The 17102-nt window shown below is 37.4% G+C and carries 18 protein-coding genes and 1 riboswitch; of the genes, 13 read left to right on the forward strand and 5 right to left on the reverse strand.

Features of this window, described 5'->3' with window-relative positions; genetic code table 11:
* The first annotated feature begins 24 nt into the window (after positions 1–24).
* The 4 genes from KQ486_RS03050 (at position 25) to KQ486_RS03065 (ending at position 3013) form a co-directional block, all read left to right on the forward strand.
* A complete protein-coding gene (locus KQ486_RS03050) occupies positions 25–771 on the forward strand; it encodes an SDR family NAD(P)-dependent oxidoreductase (protein WP_216686767.1) in 747 nt (248 codons plus the stop codon).
* 123 nt (positions 772–894) lie between these two features.
* A complete protein-coding gene (locus tag KQ486_RS03055) occupies positions 895–1404 on the forward strand; it encodes a DUF1722 domain-containing protein (RefSeq protein WP_144162826.1) in 510 nt (169 codons plus the stop codon).
* An 18-nt stretch (positions 1405–1422) separates the two neighbouring features.
* Positions 1423–1800, forward strand: a complete 378-nt coding sequence (locus tag KQ486_RS03060; RefSeq protein WP_144162895.1) for a TIGR02328 family protein — start codon at positions 1423–1425, stop codon at positions 1798–1800.
* Positions 1801–1912: 112 nt separating this feature from the next.
* Complete coding sequence (locus KQ486_RS03065) at positions 1913–3013, forward strand: nitric oxide synthase oxygenase (protein ID WP_216686768.1); 1101 nt, start codon at positions 1913–1915, stop codon at positions 3011–3013.
* 77 nt (positions 3014–3090) lie between these two features.
* Here the strand turns inward: KQ486_RS03065 and KQ486_RS03070 are convergent, their stop codons facing one another.
* Entirely contained in the window at positions 3091–3507 is a 417-nt protein-coding gene (locus KQ486_RS03070; RefSeq protein ID WP_144162830.1) for a hypothetical protein, read from the reverse strand.
* A gap of 244 nt (positions 3508–3751) precedes the next feature.
* On the opposite strand from KQ486_RS03070, the gene KQ486_RS03075 reads away from it, so the two are divergent.
* From KQ486_RS03075 to KQ486_RS03090, 4 genes are all read left to right on the forward strand, one after another.
* Positions 3752–4246, forward strand: coding sequence for a hypothetical protein (locus tag KQ486_RS03075; RefSeq protein ID WP_144162832.1), 495 nt, complete (start codon positions 3752–3754; stop codon positions 4244–4246).
* Between the two features lie 410 nt (positions 4247–4656).
* Complete coding sequence (locus KQ486_RS03080; protein ID WP_144162834.1) at positions 4657–4941, forward strand: hypothetical protein; 285 nt, start codon at positions 4657–4659, stop codon at positions 4939–4941.
* Positions 4942–5063: 122 nt separating this feature from the next.
* On the forward strand, positions 5064–5327 hold the full coding sequence (locus KQ486_RS03085; protein WP_246569167.1) for a hypothetical protein: 264 nt from the start codon (positions 5064–5066) through the stop codon (positions 5325–5327).
* Between the two features lie 91 nt (positions 5328–5418).
* Positions 5419–5781 carry a hypothetical protein gene (locus tag KQ486_RS03090; RefSeq protein ID WP_186278612.1) on the forward strand — a complete coding sequence of 121 codons (363 nt, stop codon included), beginning with the start codon at positions 5419–5421 and terminating at the stop codon, positions 5779–5781.
* A 510-nt stretch (positions 5782–6291) separates the two neighbouring features.
* Here KQ486_RS03090 and KQ486_RS03095 read toward each other — a convergent pair.
* The 3 genes from KQ486_RS03095 to KQ486_RS03105 all read right to left on the reverse strand — a co-directional run bounded on the left by KQ486_RS03095 (position 6292) and on the right by KQ486_RS03105 (position 8709).
* Positions 6292–6918, reverse strand: coding sequence for an NAD(P)-dependent oxidoreductase (locus tag KQ486_RS03095; RefSeq protein ID WP_144162836.1), 627 nt, complete (start codon positions 6916–6918; stop codon positions 6292–6294).
* A gap of 109 nt (positions 6919–7027) precedes the next feature.
* Complete coding sequence (gene cudC, locus KQ486_RS03100; RefSeq protein ID WP_144162838.1) at positions 7028–7594, reverse strand: choline uptake/conversion transcriptional regulator CudC; 567 nt, start codon at positions 7592–7594, stop codon at positions 7028–7030.
* A 215-nt stretch (positions 7595–7809) separates the two neighbouring features.
* Positions 7810–8709, reverse strand: a complete 900-nt coding sequence (locus tag KQ486_RS03105) for a glycine betaine ABC transporter substrate-binding protein (protein ID WP_144162841.1) — start codon at positions 8707–8709, stop codon at positions 7810–7812.
* A gap of 441 nt (positions 8710–9150) precedes the next feature.
* On the opposite strand from KQ486_RS03105, the gene betB reads away from it, so the two are divergent.
* Both betB and betA read left to right on the forward strand, forming a co-directional pair.
* On the forward strand, positions 9151–10608 hold the full coding sequence (betB, locus tag KQ486_RS03110; protein WP_144162899.1) for a betaine-aldehyde dehydrogenase: 1458 nt from the start codon (positions 9151–9153) through the stop codon (positions 10606–10608).
* Positions 10609–10785: 177 nt separating this feature from the next.
* Positions 10786–12471, forward strand: coding sequence for a choline dehydrogenase (gene betA / locus KQ486_RS03115; RefSeq protein WP_144162843.1), 1686 nt, complete (start codon positions 10786–10788; stop codon positions 12469–12471).
* A gap of 131 nt (positions 12472–12602) precedes the next feature.
* Here the strand turns inward: betA and KQ486_RS03120 are convergent, their stop codons facing one another.
* A complete protein-coding gene (locus KQ486_RS03120) occupies positions 12603–13241 on the reverse strand; it encodes a GntR family transcriptional regulator (RefSeq protein WP_186278613.1) in 639 nt (212 codons plus the stop codon).
* A gap of 127 nt (positions 13242–13368) precedes the next feature.
* Between KQ486_RS03120 and KQ486_RS03125 the strand changes: the two genes are divergently transcribed.
* From KQ486_RS03125 to KQ486_RS03135, 3 genes are read left to right on the forward strand one after another with little or no spacing between them, the layout of a single operon-like run.
* On the forward strand, positions 13369–14547 hold the full coding sequence (locus tag KQ486_RS03125) for a CaiB/BaiF CoA transferase family protein (RefSeq protein WP_216686769.1): 1179 nt from the start codon (positions 13369–13371) through the stop codon (positions 14545–14547).
* A 16-nt stretch (positions 14548–14563) separates the two neighbouring features.
* Positions 14564–15427, forward strand: coding sequence for an HpcH/HpaI aldolase/citrate lyase family protein (locus tag KQ486_RS03130; RefSeq protein WP_144162849.1), 864 nt, complete (start codon positions 14564–14566; stop codon positions 15425–15427).
* An 11-nt stretch (positions 15428–15438) separates the two neighbouring features.
* Positions 15439–16746: a 2-hydroxycarboxylate transporter family protein gene (locus tag KQ486_RS03135; protein WP_144162851.1), complete on the forward strand. Its 1308-nt coding sequence runs from the start codon at positions 15439–15441 to the stop codon at positions 16744–16746.
* 244 nt (positions 16747–16990) lie between these two features.
* A riboswitch (TPP riboswitch) is annotated at positions 16991–17100 on the forward strand.
* Positions 17101–17102 lie beyond the last annotated feature (2 nt).

A 17102-nucleotide genomic window follows, 5' to 3' on the forward strand; every position in this document is an offset into this window, starting at 1 on the left:
TAACAGAAACGAAAGGTGATTCTCATGAGACTAAAAGATAAAGTCGGAATTGTTACAGGAGGCGCGGGTGGAATTGGCCGTGGCATAGCACTTGCAATGGCCAAAGAAGGCGCCCATATTGCGATTGTAGATATCAATGAAGAGAACGGTGAAAAAGTTCTCGAAGATATTAATGGCCACACAGAGGGCATGCTTTTCATCAAAGACATTTCGAAAAGAGAAAACGTTGAAGAGATCGTCGAAAAAGTTGTAGAAAAGTTCGGTAGACTTGATATCTTAGTCAATAACGCTCACGCATCTAAACAAGCACCATTCGCTGAGACAACAATGGATATGTTTGACTTATCCTTTAACACTGGATTCTATCCAACATTTAACTTTATGCAAGTGGCATATCCAGAGCTTAAAAAGGCAAAAGGTAAAGTCATTAACTTTGCTTCAGGCGCTGGAATTAACGGACAACCGACACAAGCTTCATACGCTGCAGCAAAAGAAGCGATTCGCGGAATTACGCGTGTAGCTGCGAATGAGTGGGGCGCAGACGAAATTAACGTAAACCTTATCTCTCCAATTGCGTTAACTGAAGGTGTGAAACAATGGAGTGAAAACTTCCCAGAATTATATGATGAAACAATCAATAAAATCCCTATGAAACGTATGGGTGACCCAGAAAAAGATATTGGTCGCATCGCTGTATTCTTAGCTAGCGAAGATTCTGACTACATTACCGGCCAGACAATTATGTCCGACGGTGGATCAACTAAATTATAATGATCAAACTCAGATAAACATAACTTCCTTACATTGGAGGAAGTTGTGTTTTTTTTATAAAGCTGAGCCACCCTCATTCAAGAGGATTTCGCATTCATAGTATAATAATATGGGGTGAAACTAATGCGACAAGAAAATATAATAACCGATGAAAAGCTAGTCCTCCAAGCTGCACAAGCTATATGGGCGATGAATAAATACCTTGTACTCGCTTGTAACCAACAAGATTATCAGAAGGTGCGCACGTATTTAAAAGCGAATGATCGTGATTTAACTGCGGCTTATAGAATTTTAAGAAATATCGAAACAACATATGGTCAAGTACCAACAGAAGAGCTCCCTCAACTTTCGAATGCACTGTACCATATGGCGGGTTATTTCAAAAAATTAGTATCCAGTGAAGAAAGACAAAAGATGAGTAATTCCATCCAAACAAACTTTTCCCAAGCGCTAACATTGCTTGAAGAAAATACGCAAAAATATCAAGTGCATTATTTATTGCATTCGCGTTTTTGGCCTCAAGACAGAGAGAAGCCGTTTAATCTCGTTCCGGTTGCACTTAAACATCATAACGTTACTTACGAAGCAAACGAGTTATTATGGTATGGCGACTATTTAACATTTAACAATTAAAGAGAAAAAGGTGATTTGATGCGTTTATGGCACGAACAACTAATCCCAGATCTACCAAGGCCTCAGCTGTTAGGTCAACATCGTGAATGTTGCGCATTACGTGGATTAGGATGGAAAAAGAAACACGCTACCGTAGATTATGTTTTCACCCATTCCCCTTATAAATTGTATCAGTATCATATGTTAGTCATCGAAGAGATGCAGCGTCGCGGTTATAAAAATGACCCGTTATGGGAGGATCCAACCTATCGCGGTAAAGCTTGTCCTCCATATGATCTAGCCGATATGAAGGTCGAGAGATTAACTAATCCTATTTATCCAGAACATGACACCGCCTACTTAAAGGAATGTAAAAATAACTTACTTGAGAAGGGTATTCGGTTGTCATATGAATGAACGATCATAACTTCAAGGAAATACCTAAACAAAAATCGTGATTTTTTCTCCATATTTTAAGGCTCATAGCTTATAACGACTATGCTAGTATCAAAATATGGAGTTGATAAACATGAATCAATCTGATTATTTATTACAAGAAGCTACTAACTTTATTCATACATGCTACACCGAGCTTGGAATTCCTGAGGAAGAGCAAAATAAAAGAATTTCTGATATAGAAGATGAAATACATCGGACAGGTACTTATGTTCATACAAGCTTGGAATTAACACATGGAGCAAAGATGGCTTGGCGCAATAATAATCGATGCATTGGCCGATTGCTTTGGGATACATTACACATTATTGATGCACGACATATTCATACAGCAGAAGATGCATATGACAAACTTATCGAACACATTAACTTTGCAACAAATGATGGGAATATACGATCTACAATTACCATTTTCCCACCAAGATTCGATGGAAAAGATCCAATGAGAATTTGGAATCACCAACTGCTACGTTATGCCGGATATGAATCCAATGGTGAAGTAATTGGTGATTCCACATCGATTGCTTTTACGAAAGAATGCGAACGTTTAGGGTGGTCAGGAGAGCAAACAAATTACGATATTCTCCCATTAGTTATTCAAGAGCTGGGACAGACACCTAAACTATTTGAAATACCTAAAAAGATCGTGAAAGAAGTTGAAATTATCCATCCTCAATTCGAGGAATTTAAGTCGTTAAATTTAAAATGGTATGCTGTGCCGATTATATCTGATATGCGATTAGAAATAGGTGGTATTGATTACCCAATGGCACCATTTAACGGTTGGTATATGGGGACGGAAATAGGAGCGAGAAACCTCGCTGATGAAGATCGGTATAATGCACTTCCTAAAATAGCTGAAATAATGGGGCTCAACACAAATTCAGACCGTTCCCTTTGGATTGATAAAGCTCTAGTGGAATTAAATATCGCTGTAATCTATTCTTTTGAAAAAGCTGGTGTCACGCTTGTCGACCATCATACGGCGGCAAAACAATTTAAAGCTTTTGAGAAGAAAGAAATGAAGCATAATCGTCCAGTTACAGGGAATCGGGCATGGCTCCTTCCACCGCTATCGTCAGCAACAACGCATATCTACCATAAACCGTATAAGAATGACATCGTCACGCCGAATTACTTTTATCAAGAAAAAGCATACGAGCCTACTACGTAAATTTTAATAGTAGATGAAATAAAAAGAAGTGTTTCATAACAATAGGCGAAACACTTCTTTTTATTTTTGTTTGAAGACTACTGTTTATTCTCCCAATTAAACTCAGCGCTTTTTATAAAATCATATAATTCATTTTTCCCCTTTACTTGATATATACCGTCGTCAAGGTCAACACACTCTTTACCTAACAAAATATGATAGCTACTTTCCTCAGTTTTAAGCGTGATAATATACTCGACCGAGGGGGTTTTATTTGTTTCTTTCATCTCCATGCTTCTAGGTTTCTTTATAATGTTTTGAATTACTTCATCGGAAGTTGATTCAGTCCATTTGTGGTTAAGCATATCTTCAATTCTAACTTTCTCTACAACCGTATCGTTTGATAGTTCAGATGATATTACTGATTCATAAGTAGTTTGTTTACTCTGTTCGATCATAAACCACGCTACCCCTAACACGACAACAAATGAAGTAACCAGAACTTTTTTCTTCAAATAACCTCTCCTTTTCAAAGCTTATATAATCGTATTAATTATTTTTATTAAAACATACAATACATAATTACACAGCAGGTTTAATGTCAATGATTGATGATGTCACTTAGCTATCGACTTACATAAGATACTTCAAGTCATTGTAAATGCACAATTTGTATCCAATCGTTTAATAACAGTAATCCTTGGAACGAAGTAAATTGCTCTCTACTTATGCTTATTTCTAAAGTTACGGAGGTACTGTATGATAAATTTTCATTCATTTTATGGAACAATTACGATGATCAGTGATTTTCCAATAGGTCAAGATGATGAGGAAGCAGGCTGCTATAAGATGATGTCTGTCGAAAATAATTCAGGTGAGTTAGTTAATTTCGTTGTAACACCTTCAACTTATTTTGTAGATCACGTAGCGGTGAAAGTGGGAGATCGTGTAACCGGGTATTATGACGGTGATGCACCAACCATCCTCATATACCCTCCACAATACGAGGCACTTGTCATGGTTAAAGAGAACCAAAACCAACATGTAAAAGTTGATTATTTTAATAGCCAGTTGGTGAGTAGCAACGGACAGCTAGCACTGAATATCTCTCCATATACACAAATTGTGTTAACCAATGGTCAGACATTTACACAACCACCGAAAAATCGAGATTTAATTGTCATTTATGGACCTGCAACCTTTAGCATTCCTGCACAAACTACACCTTACAAAGTCATTGTATTATGTTTTTAAAAACTCGCCTAACAGATAAATAGTTCACTTACCGTGGAGAAAATCTAAAATAACAATATATTTAGCATATCAATTGGTATGCTTTCTTTTATTGTCATACCAATGCTTTAACTATAATCGCACCCGCTTTGACATATAAATTCGCATTGATTTTATCATAATGATAATATTTATTGTAATCGTGTTATTTTGTCATTTATTTACTATGTTAAACAACTGTGAATTACTATGTGAATTCGTATGTGATTTATTTATCCACTGATTTTTTTATTTATAAAAATTTTTCTGTCATCTGTAATCATTTTTTGATTCCATATGTTAAAATGCAGGAAAATAACATAAATACTGAAATAACTTAATAATACTGAAATGATTTATTGCATAATCACTTTAGAAAAGTAGGGTTTAATTTGAATTACGGTAAATGGTCTGCGATATTGGGAGTTATTTGTGCATTAACTATTTTTTCCTCTTATGCAGTTGCTCCAAAGCAACCCGAAGGTATGATGGTTGTTCTTATACAGATATTATTCTTCACTTCCATTGTCTCAGGAATACTTGGTTTAATTTTTAGTTTTATAAGTTTTAAAAAGAAAGAAAAAGGGTTTTTAAAGATGATAGCTCCCATAATAGTTATCTTAGTTATATTAACGTTTGTTATTTCATTCATTCTTACGGTATTTAGTTTTCTGTAAAAACCTCAAAAAGCGAATTTAATGTAAGGAATGATATTCATATAAAGGGCGCGCTAATTTAACAGTGCGTCCCTGCAGGGTCGTAACTTAGTCTTGATAAGTAACGCAAAGGAGCGAAAAAAGTGTCTAATGATATTAAAGTCGAATTCGAAATAAAAGCATTCGGAGAAGAAGAAATAGATAATTATAATAATTCATTTAAGGGATATGAGGTTGCAAGAAATAAGGTGTTATCAAAAGAAATAACATTGGGGGAACTTGAAAATTACATATCTTCCATCTTTAGAGAGGTAAAGGATGATTATGGACAACAACCTGAACAACTAACTGCAAAAATCACCATTAGAGCAAAAGAAAATGAAGGTGAAATTACTTATCTCGGTTGAGCCTTATCTATTCCTCAATACGAACGGGCGCAGTTGTAGAATAAGAAGTGCGCCTCTAACGGGGCAGGTTATAGAGCAGAGGTGATAATCATTGAGAATATTTTTATTCGTTGTTTCTTATGTTGTGTTAGATGTAATTAGTTCATTACTTTATGTCGGATTATTGCTGTTGCTTTTTAGTACAATGAAAAAAATATTTAATATGAACGAAGAAAAATGGAGCGCACTTTTTAAATACAGAAAAGGAAAAGGCTTATATTCTATAATGGTTTTTCCGTATTTATTGATGATTGCCATAATGTTCCCAGTATCTATGTTAGGGTTTGAATTGATTAACTTTGATTATAGAATTTTAGGTTATATAGCCGTGATTATGTTACCAACACTTATTCTATTACTAAATCTACCTAAACTTAAAGAAAGTATAGTAAATAAATACGCAGAAAGTTATTAAGCAAAAGGGCGCGTTTCTTTAATAAGAATTGCGCCTATTTTCTATATAAATATTTTTGTGTCTATAAAGGAGAGGTGTAAGTTTGAAACAAATACCATTGATTTTATCATTTATTCTGTGCATTTTTGTAGCAATTTTAAATTTTTCGGAACACGACTTTTTTAATGGCATGTTTATGGCTATTATTTCTTTACTTGTCCTAATCGAATTGGTGAGACAGTTAACAAATAAAAGTGAGGAGTCTAGTTAAGCAATCGGGCGCGATTGTTGCATAACAGCATTAATATATTAAAAAGTCGCTCAATTGATATGAGCGATTTTTTTCGTTCTAAAGTCATACTTCACTTTTGGTGGAGAAATAGTGAACTACTAATGCAAATAGCATTAAAATCGCACTGTTTTCCCAGGGATTTTTGTAATACAAATAACAATGGTATTAACAGTATACTTACCTAGCAGACGAGTTATTTTTATTGCTTATTTCGATAAGAATGCTCACAAAACAAATCTTTAATAAGCAATTCCTACACGTTTGCGAATAAATGTATCGTCTGAAAGCTGGCTATAAGCAAAGGCTGCTGTGTCCTGAACCGAAATTTTCCTTCCGTCTACGGGCAGCGTCTCTGCTTCCACACGATAATCCCCTACTTCTTCTCCTTCAGGCAAATACGTCGGACAAACAACTGTCCAATCAAGGTCTGATTCTTTCAAAAGCTCATATGCTGCAGCATGATCCTCGGCTGCAGTCGTTGTTTTCCGCTTCGACTCACTCGATTGAAACCGGTAAATGCTAGGGTTTACTCTGCTATTTAAAATCCCCGCCGTTCCAATCGTAATATATCTTTTCACATGATAATCATTCATGAGTTGAATGATCATTGGTGTGTAGCGAGAGAGCACGTTGTTTTTATCTGTGTTTAGCGCACTTACAACCGCTTCGACAGGTATTATAGTCATCGCTTTTTCCAATGCTTCTGCATCGAGCACATCGCCTTGCACGATATATAAATGCGGATGGTCTAGCATTATCTTCTCAGGCGATCGAACAAGAGTCACCACTTCATGCCCATCTTGCAACATTTTTTCGAGTAAGGCAGTTCCAACTCGCCCTGTTGCACCGAGTAGTAATATTTTCACACTCTTCCCTCCTCTTTGCTTATAGACCTAGTACTTAGTAGTTTAGCGGAAGAGTACAATAAGTAAAAAGAAAGAGACTTCCAAAGAGTCTCTTTCCATACGATCTTTTCTATTCTTCATCTACAGGGATATAATCAAAGATTTCACCTGATTTCGTCAGCTTCGTGAGCTTTTCCAACCATCGGTAATAGACTCTAGCATCTTCAAGTTGTTGATAATCCAATTCAGCCTTTTCTCTTAATGCTTCATCTGTCTCAGGGTCCTCGATTACTTCTTTCAGTTGTTCCTGGGCTTTTTTCAAGCTAACCAAATACATATTCACTTCACGTTCCCACTTCATGCCATAGAAATGAGAAAAATAATTGAAAAAATTCTTTTCAGCAATGAATGAATCCTTTCTCGATCCCTTCTGCCATACCTTTTTAACGATATTAATATCTTGCAGCTTGCGGACGGAAGTGCTCATGCTCGGTTTACTCATACCGAGTGCGTCTTTCATTTCATCTAATGTAATCGGTTCGTGTTTAAAATACATGGTTGCGTACAAACGCCCTACTGCAGGAGTAACACCATACAAGTCCATCGTTTCTGATATCGTATTAATCATCATCCGTTCAACCTGTTCAATCTTTTCTTGAGCATTTCCATTGTGTGAGTCATTCCGTTTTTCTTCCATGGTGGCACCTCTTTTTTGTATATTGCACTTGAGTTATTCACGCGAGTAAGGAAGCCTATATAGAATATTGCATATGTTAGTATGTTTATTTAGTTTGTTAAGTACAAATTGAATGTTTCTTTTATTTTATAATTAGTATGGCAAAGAAGCAAGCTAAAATCAGCACTTCATAAAAGAGACGATCCTCTTAGTGAGAACCGTCTCTTTACCTCTATTTATTTCATCCACTCATCAACGACATCCTGATTTTCTTCTATCCATTTTTCAGCACCTTTTAGTGGATTGTCTTCGTTTTCTTTCGTTTGGATCATTAAATCACCCAACTGATCATCATTCAGCTTAAAGTTCATCAACCATTTGCTGACATCTTCATGATCTGAGTCGAAACCATCACGAGTTGCCATATAAATTTTCTCTACTTCACCAAAGGTCTTTTTCGGATCGTCTAAGAATTTTAGATCTACTTCAGAGAAAATGTAATGTGGCTTCCATAGTGGCGCAACAATCGGTTCTTCATCTTCGACTGCGAGTCTAATTGATGAAATCATTGCCGCTGTACTGCTTGCTGATAAATTGTAATCAAGACCATATTCATCAATAACTTCCTGTGCAACAATCATCGTACCTGCTCCAGATTCAAAGCCAATGATTTCCCCATTGAACTTGTCTTTATTTGCATTCAAATCTTCAATACTATTGATATCTTCCATATATGTTGGAACAACCAACCCAACTCTACCATTATCATACCATGGTTCTTCAAAGAAATTGGCTTGATCTTTAAACTCTTCATAGTAACTCTTGTCTTGGACAGGCAACCAGATCTCAGGTGCGATATCTAATTCTCCTGCTCCTAACGCAGCCATTTGTGGCCCCATTTCAAGCAACTTCAAATCCACTGTATACCCTTCATCTTCTAATAGAGCTTTCCATAGATTTGTAACGGCAATATTTTCAGGCCAATTAATTTGTCCGATCGTAATTGTTCCTTTGTCTTCCTCTGACCCATTCGAGTCTTCATCTGATTCTGCATCCGAGCTCGTTGAACCACATGCCGCCAGTACTAAAAATATTGTCGCCATTAAAGTGAATAGACTTATACGTTTAACATTCATTAATTACAAACACCTTTCCCTTTTTGTTTTTTAATTACATCTAGATCGAATACTCTTTTATTATAAGCGTGTATTGATTTCAACAGATGATACGCTTCATCGCCTCCCTTTGTTAAATAAAATAAATTTATTAAATTTTTTCTTAACAAATTATTCATATCTTATAGGTTAAAGAAATATTTTCTTTTGTCAAATCAATATTCTGTTTTTTTCCTGCTTCCTTGTTGTTCTAGAAGTAACGAGACAAATTTTAAGTTTTTCAATAGGTTATTCAAAAACGTAGTCATTGCGGTACATGGCAAGCAAATGACCAATCTCCCTCAACTATGATTTGACAACGAAATTAAATCACTGTTAGGATTAGTTTATTAGAAACGTTAAATTTTTATTTAACAAACTTAACGTTATTCGTATAGGAGTGATGATGTGAAGTTACAAAAGATGTATATAAATGGAGAATGGCTGCATGCCAAATCCGAAAAGACTCGTGAAATTATTAATCCTTTTAACCAAGAAGTAATCGCTACAGCAGTAGAAGGAAATGCTGAAGATGCAAAAACAGCGATTCAAGCCGCACGCGTAGCATTTGATGAAGGCAGTTGGAGTACAATGCCTGCAAGTGAGCGTGGTGCAATCGTCAATAAAATTGGTTCATTGATCGAGCGAGACTTAGAAGAACTGGCAGAACTCGAAACATTAGATACGGGTAAAACCGTTCAAGAAAGTCGCGAAGATATGGCCGACATTGCGAATGTATTCTTTTATTTCGCAGGTCTCGCTGATAAAGATGGTGGCGAAGTCATTGCTTCTCCAATCCCGAATAGTGAAAGTAAAGTCGTTCGTGAACCTGTCGGTGTCTGTGGTCAGATTACACCATGGAACTACCCACTGCTTCAAGCCGCATGGAAACTCGCACCTGCTTTGGCTTCAGGCAACACGCTAGTCATGAAACCGAGTGAGATTACACCATTAACGACTGTGAAAGTTTTTGAACTCATGGAAGAAGCTGGTGTACCAAAAGGTGTTGCGAACTTAGTACTCGGAGCCGGAAAATCTGTAGGCGCTGAATTAGCTTCCAACCATGATGTCGACTTAATTTCATTCACCGGTGGCATCGAAACAGGAAAAACGATTATGCAAGCAGCGAGTGACAATATGAAAAAAATTGCTTTCGAGCTTGGCGGTAAAAATCCGAACATCGTTTTTGCCGATGCTGACTTTGAAACAGCTGTTGACCAAGCATTAAACGCTGTATTTTTTCACGCAGGTCAAGTGTGCTCTGCGGGAGCGCGTCTGTTAGTAGAGGAAAGCATCCATGATGAATTCGTAGAAGAGTTAGTTGAACGAACGAAACGAATTAAATTAGGAAACGGTTTCGATGAAGACACACAAAGTGGACCAATGATTTCAGCTGAACACCGCGAAAAAGTGGAAAGCTATGTAGAAATCGGTAAAAACGAAGGTGCCAAACTCGTCGTTGGAGGTAAACGTCCAGAAGACCCTGAGTTAGAAGACGGTTTTTTCTATTTACCTACAATTTTCACAAACTGCACAAGCGACATGCGCATTGTTCAAGAAGAAGTGTTCGGCCCAGTACTCACCGTCGAAACATTCCAAACGAAAGAGGAAGCCGTCCAACTTGCTAACGATACGATTTACGGATTGGCTGGTGCCGTTTGGACACAAGACTTGAGTAAAGCAGAATTTGTTGCTGCCCGTTTACGCATGGGAACAGTTTGGATCAATGACTTCCACCCTTACTTTGCGCAAGCACCTTGGGGCGGTTATAAACAATCAGGTATTGGCCGTGAACTTGGACGTGAAGGCATGGAAGAATATACAGAGTTAAAACACATTTTCCGCAATAAACAACCGAAACCGATTAAATGGTTTAAGTAAGAAGTCGATGGCGTACTGATAGATTCTTAAAAAGGTAGCTGTACCATGATTGCTCATGGTGCCTTCCTTTTGCACATTTTGTTAAATTTTTATTTAATAAATAAAACAAACTAAATAAAATATCAATGAGGATAAGTTTTTAGATTCTATAAAACAATCTTCAAGGGGGTAAATGACATGACACAAACATATGATTACGTAATTGTCGGCGGTGGGAGTGCAGGTTCTGTACTCGGTAACCGCCTCAGCGCAGATAAAAATAACAGTGTTCTTATTTTAGAAGCAGGACGAAGTGATTACTTTTGGGATTTATTTATTCAAATGCCTGCCGCGTTAATGTTCCCATCCGGCAATCGCTTTTATGACTGGATCTATTCAACAGACCCTGAGCCGTATATGGACGGGCGCCGTGTCGCTCATGCTAGGGGGAAAGTACTTGGTGGATCAAGTTCAATCAACGGGATGATCTATCAACGAGGTAACCCATTAGACTATGAGAAGTGGGCTTCAGAACCAGGGATGGAAAAATGGGATTTTGCCCATGTCCTTCCGTACTTCAAACGGTTAGAAAAAGCTTTTGGAGCCGATTCTTCCGATGAATACCGCGGGCTTGATGGTCCGATCAAATTAAAACGTGGCCCTGCAACTAATCCGTTATTCCAAGCATTCTTTGAAGCTGGCGTTCAAGCGGGTTATGCAAGAACACCTGACGTCAATGGATTTCGCCAAGAAGGCTTTGGACCGTTCGACAGCCAAGTGCATAACGGTAGACGTGTATCGGCGTCACGTGCTTATTTACGCCCAGTGATGCATCGCAAAAACCTTACAATTGAGACACGTGCTTTTGTGACAAGCATTAATTTCAACGGTAAGAAAGCAGAAGGATTAACATACAAAAAGAATGGAAAAATCCATCACGTCAACGCAGGAGAAGTCATTCTTTCTGGCGGTGCATTCAATACGCCGCAGTTATTACAGTTGGCTGGTGTAGGAGATGCCGAACATTTGCGTTCCGTTGGCGTTGAACCGATTCATCACTTGCCAGGGGTTGGAGAAAATCTGGAAGATCACTTAGAAGTATATATTCAGCACGCTACTCCTGAGCCCGTTTCCATGCAACCGAGCTTAAACAAACTGAAAATGCCTTGGATTGGCTTGCAATGGTTACTTGGTCGTACCGGACCAGCAGCATCCAACCATTTCGAAGGTGGCGGATTTGTCCGTTCGAATGATGAAGTTGACTATCCGAACTTAATGTTCCACTTCTTGCCGCTAGCTGTACGGTATGATGGACAAAAAGCAGATACAAAGCACGGTTTCCAAGTTCACGTTGGACCGATGTATTCCAACTCAAGAGGAAGATTGAAGATTCGTTCCAATGATCCATTTGAGTATCCAAGCATCGTCTGTAATTATTTATCTACCGAAGAAGATCGTCGCGAATGGGTCGAAGCCATCCGTGTTGCACGAGACATTCTTTCTCAGCCAGCGATACAAGGATATAGTTCTGGTGAAATTTCTCCAGGGCCTTCTGTCCAAACAGATGAAGAAATTATCGAGTGGGTTAAGAAAGACGGAGAAACAGCACTCCACCCATCATGCACAGCTAAAATGGGCCCTGCTTCTGACCCGATGGCAGTAGTAGACCCAGAAACAATGAAAGTGCATGGGTTAGAAAATATCCGTGTCGTGGACGCATCCGCCATGCCACGCACAACGAACGGAAATATCCACGCTCCAGTATTGATGTTAGCTGAAAAAGCAGCTGATATTATCCTCGGTAATGAACCGTTGGAACCAGAATATAAAGATTATTATGTTCATGGCGTTCATGCCCCAGATGCAGGGGCAGTTAAGGCGTAAAAATAATCATGAAATAGGAAAGAGACCGCTCTTGTTGAGAACGGTCTCTTTTATTTTTGCAGGGAAAGAAATGAGCTTTAGATTTAGTGTAGCTAAAAGCAATATTATTAATATATTCTAGTTTCTTTTATTTAATTTTGCGGATTTGAATTAATATTAGATAAGAAATCTTCTTTTGTTCTCAATACGTGATTTTGAGCATGTTCGCGAGCGGCTTGTTTATTTTGGTTTATAATTGCCTGTACAATTTGTTCATGTTCTTTAATTGATTTTTCCACTTGGAAATCCACAAAATCCGGGAATTGTGGCTGTAATCCATTCCATAAATCTGAGAGTAATGAAAATAGCCGTGCACTCTTCGAAGCTTTCCATATAAACGAATGAAAGGCTTCATTTAATTCTACATAACTATTACCTTCAGAATGTTTAATTCTATTATGAATTTGTTGAAGTTCATCAAAATGTTCTGGGGAATCACAAGCTCGTTCTGCAGCCATCCCTTCTAGGAATGCACGAATTTCATAGTGAACTTCAATATCTTCTTTTCTCAAGCCAATTACTACAACTCTGCGATTACTCTGAATATTGATAAGCCCTTCTCTGTCTAATACTTGAAAAGCTTCCCTAACTGGCATTCGCGAAACTCCTAATAAATTCGCAATACCTTCTTGCGTAATCTCTTGTCCCTTCTGTAATTTCCCATTATAAACCGAGCTTCTTAGAGAATGAAGAACTTGATCCGTCGTTGATAACTTTTTTATTTTTTTCATAATTATCTTCCTCATTTTGTATTGATATATTCATTATAACTCTTTGACAATTTAAAAATTAACAAATATAATTATTTTATTATTTGGATACAAAATACATTATACAAAATTCAATTGGAGGATTAAAATGTTACCCTTAGAAGGTATAAAAATCATTTCATTAGAACAAGCCGTTGCAGCGCCATTTGCCTCCAGGCAACTCGCTGATTTAGGGGCTCGTGTTATAAAGATTGAAAGACCTGAAACTGGTGATTTCGCGAGAAACTATGATCAAACTGTAAAAGGAATGTCTAGTCACTTTGTGTGGATTAATAGATCCAAAGAATCTCTTACATTAAATATGAAAGCGGATTCAGGTAAATCAATATTTAAAGATTTACTAAAAGACGCAGACGTAGTGCTTCAAAACCTAGCTCCAGGGGCGATGAATCGTTTAGGTTTTAGTAATGAAGAACTTCATAAAATTAATGACAAGTTAATTATTTGTAATATTTCTGGCTATGGTTCTAATGGCTCTTACGTCAACAAGAAAGCCTATGATTTGCTCATTCAATGTGAGGCTGGTTTCTTATCGATCACGGGAACTGAAGAAACACCTTCTAAAGCAGGAATTTCAGTAGCAGATATTGCAGCTGGCATGTATGCATATAGTGGTATCTTAAGTAGCATTATCAAGAGAGCTAGAACCGGTAAAGGAGAAGTACTGGATATATCCATGTTAGAAGCATTAGGTGAGTGGATGGGATTCCCAATGTATTACTCGCTTTATGGAGATAAGGAACCAAAACGTACAGGCTCTCATCATGCAACTATTTATCCTTATGGGCCTTTTCAAACCGCTGGGGAAGAGACTATTTTCTTTGCCATCCAAAATGAAAGAGAATGGGTAAATTTCTGTGAAAATATTTTACATAACCCTGACCTGGCTGTAGATTCTCGTTATTGTAACAATTCGAAAAGAGTTGAGAACAAAGAAAGTTTGCAACGTGAAATAGAAGATGTTTTAAGCACTAAAAGTCTGCATGAAGTTATGAATGAACTAGAAGAAAATAAAATTGCTAATGCTCAATTAAAAAACATTAAGCAATTTGCTAACCATACTCAACTTCGTGAAAGAAAGAGATGGATAGATGTTGAGACACCAGTAGGAAGGATTAAATCACTCCTCCCACCAGCCGCAAATAGTAAAGAAGACATCAAAGTATCTCCTATTCCAGAAATAGGTGAGCACACAAATCAAATATTAACAGAACTAGGTATGGATCAAGATACAATAAAACAATTAAAAGACTCTCAAGTTATATAAAAAGGGCTGATTAATTATGTTAAATAGATCTTTGTTATTTGTACCGGCAGATAAAGAAAAGATGCTCAGGAAAATAAATGAATTACAGGCGGATTTAATAATTATAGACTTAGAAGATGCAGTTAGAGTTGATGAGAAGCATATCGGGAGAGATTTGATTAGGAAATATATTGGCGACTGGGAAAAACCTGTATTTATTCGCGTCAACAGTATAGAAACAAGTGAATTCCAAGTAGACATGCAATTAATCCTGGAAATAAGCAATGCGGTGTCATTACAAGGTGTAATGCTTCCAAAGTCCTCATCAAGACGTAATATTGAAGAGCTTGCAGAACATCTTGAAACAATTGAAAATCAAGGAAGTAGACAATCAAAATTATCGATTATTCCTCTGATTGAGAGTGCTCTAGGAGTGCATAACTCTATAGAAATTGCATCTAGTCACCAACGGGTTATGATGTTAGCTTTCGGTGGTGTTGATTTTACCACCGATATCGGCGCTCAAATTACAGACGGAGAAATGGAATTACTATATGCACGATCAAAAATGGTTATTGCTTCTCGTTGTGCAAATATAAAACAGCCAATTGATACTGTTTATACGAACTTCAAAGACAATGATGGGTTCATTGAAAATTGTATATATGTTAAAGCGTTAGGTTTTGCAGGAAAATTATTAATCCACCCATCCCAAATTAAAGGTGCTAACGCTGTGTTTTCTCCTTCAAAAGAAGAATTTGAATTTGCACAACAATTGGTATCCCAGGCTCTTAAAGAAAAAGGGGCCTTTCAATTAGATGGAAAGATGATAGATAAGCCGATTATTGAGAAAGCTGAGAGGATTCTTAATGAATATGAACTAATTAAATCAAAAAACTAGGGGGATAAAATATGGCGCAACCAGCTCAGAAAAATGATCAATTTAAAATGAACACAAATCCAACTAGAAGTCGAGTAAGTATTTTTAACATTCCCATTGTATGGTTTGCAGTTATAACTGCTTTGGCATTAGTGGCTATGTATACTGATAATTTACCTACAGGAATTATAGGTGGTTTACTCATCATGATGGTATTAGGTGAGTTGTTTGGCTGGATTGGTGATCATACTCCAATCTTAAGGAGCTATCTAGGTGGCGGTGCAATCCTAGCAATTTTCGGTTCCGCTTTTATGGTATATGCTAATCTGATCCCTGATCAGACGGTTACACTTATTACTGACTTTATGAAATCAGGAGGCTTTCTAAACTTTTATATCGCTGCACTAATAACAGGAAGTATACTAGGAATGAACTCTGAAACATTGAAAAATGCTGGTGTAAAGTTTGCCCTACCTCTTCTTGCAGCCGTAGCAGGGTCCATAATTTTAGCAGGATTTGTTGGATTAGTAATTGGTTTCGGTTTTAAAGATGCAATCTTAGTAATTGCAATGCCTATCATGGGTGGAGGTATGGGAGCAGGTGCAATCCCTATGTCCCAGGTTTACTCAGAAATCTTGGGTAATGACCCTTCTTATTATATCTCGATATTGGTGCCTGCATTAGCACTAGGAAACGTCATAGCTATTATTTTCGCTGGATTATTAAATATGTTAGGTAATAAATTCCCTTCATTAACAGGAAACGGACAATTAATGGCTGGATTTGATGTAGAGAATAAAAAGATAACGTATAACATTGGAGAAATGGGAATTGGAGTCTTAGCAGCTTTAACGTTTTATATCATCGGTCAAATGCTTGGTAACTTCATTCCACTTCACCCATATGCACTAATGATCATTTCAGTTGCCGTATTCAAGCTCGCTGGTTGGTTACCACCGATTATCGAGTCCGGGGCAAACCAATGGTATCAGTTTGTTGCAAAAAACTGGACACTTGCACTCCTAATTGGTATTGGAGTCGCTTATACTGACTTGAATGCTGTGATTAATGCCTTAACTCTAGAATACATCTTACTTGTATTTAGCGTGGTGTTTGGAGCAGCCCTTGGAGCTGGTATACTCGGTAAACTAGTCGGTTTCCATCCAATCGAAGCATCTATAACTGCAGGTTTATGTATGGCTAATATGGGAGGAACAGGCGATGTCGCTGTGCTATCAGCTTCCAAACGAATGGAATTAATGCCTTTCGCTCAAATTGCCTCTCGTCTTGGCGGAGCACTCATTTTGTTGATTGCAGGACTAATTGTACCGTTGTTATAGAATATAAGTAGCGGCTATCATCTGATGATAGCCGCTTATGTATTGCTTCTTCCTGAATTCATTCGTCTACTTCACTTATCTCTGAAACAAAAATTATTACCGTCATGGCGTTCACGCCCCAGATTCAGAACTCTAGTAATCTAAGTCATTATTTCCCCGAATTCCCTCTCTTCAAAATATTTATTTGCAAGCGCATTCTACCTATGGCATACTGTGGATTGTAACGCAATTTAAAAACTTCATACGTTATATGTAGGGGAGCTAGTGATGCTAGCTGAGATTGTATTCTTGAAATACTAACCCTTTGAACCTGATCTGGTTGGTACCAGCGGAGGGAACATTTCATTAGAATCATT

Origin of the sequence: Allobacillus halotolerans (assembly GCF_018967645.1) — a bacterium.
GTDB classification, from domain to species: Bacteria; Bacillota; Bacilli; order Bacillales; family Alkalibacillaceae; genus Allobacillus; species Allobacillus halotolerans.

Excerpts from the sequence above, each read along its gene's own strand:
- KQ486_RS03050 (WP_216686767.1), top strand. The coding sequence starts at position 25 with ATGAGACTAAAAGATAAAGTCGGAATTGTTACAGGAGGCGCGGGTGGA.
- KQ486_RS03055 (WP_144162826.1), top strand. The coding sequence starts at position 895 with ATGCGACAAGAAAATATAATAACCGATGAAAAGCTAGTCCTCCAAGCT.
- KQ486_RS03060 (WP_144162895.1), top strand. The coding sequence starts at position 1,423 with ATGCGTTTATGGCACGAACAACTAATCCCAGATCTACCAAGGCCTCAG.
- KQ486_RS03065 (WP_216686768.1), top strand. The coding sequence starts at position 1,913 with ATGAATCAATCTGATTATTTATTACAAGAAGCTACTAACTTTATTCAT.
- KQ486_RS03075 (WP_144162832.1), top strand. The coding sequence starts at position 3,752 with ATGATAAATTTTCATTCATTTTATGGAACAATTACGATGATCAGTGAT.
- cudC (WP_144162838.1), bottom strand. The coding sequence starts at position 7,594 with ATGGAAGAAAAACGGAATGACTCACACAATGGAAATGCTCAAGAAAAG.
- KQ486_RS03105 (WP_144162841.1), bottom strand. The coding sequence starts at position 8,709 with ATGAATGTTAAACGTATAAGTCTATTCACTTTAATGGCGACAATATTT.
- betB (WP_144162899.1), top strand. The coding sequence starts at position 9,151 with ATGTATATAAATGGAGAATGGCTGCATGCCAAATCCGAAAAGACTCGT.
- betA (WP_144162843.1), top strand. The coding sequence starts at position 10,786 with ATGACACAAACATATGATTACGTAATTGTCGGCGGTGGGAGTGCAGGT.
- KQ486_RS03120 (WP_186278613.1), bottom strand. The coding sequence starts at position 13,241 with ATGAAAAAAATAAAAAAGTTATCAACGACGGATCAAGTTCTTCATTCT.
- KQ486_RS03125 (WP_216686769.1), top strand. The coding sequence starts at position 13,369 with ATGTTACCCTTAGAAGGTATAAAAATCATTTCATTAGAACAAGCCGTT.
- KQ486_RS03130 (WP_144162849.1), top strand. The coding sequence starts at position 14,564 with ATGTTAAATAGATCTTTGTTATTTGTACCGGCAGATAAAGAAAAGATG.
- KQ486_RS03135 (WP_144162851.1), top strand. The coding sequence starts at position 15,439 with ATGGCGCAACCAGCTCAGAAAAATGATCAATTTAAAATGAACACAAAT.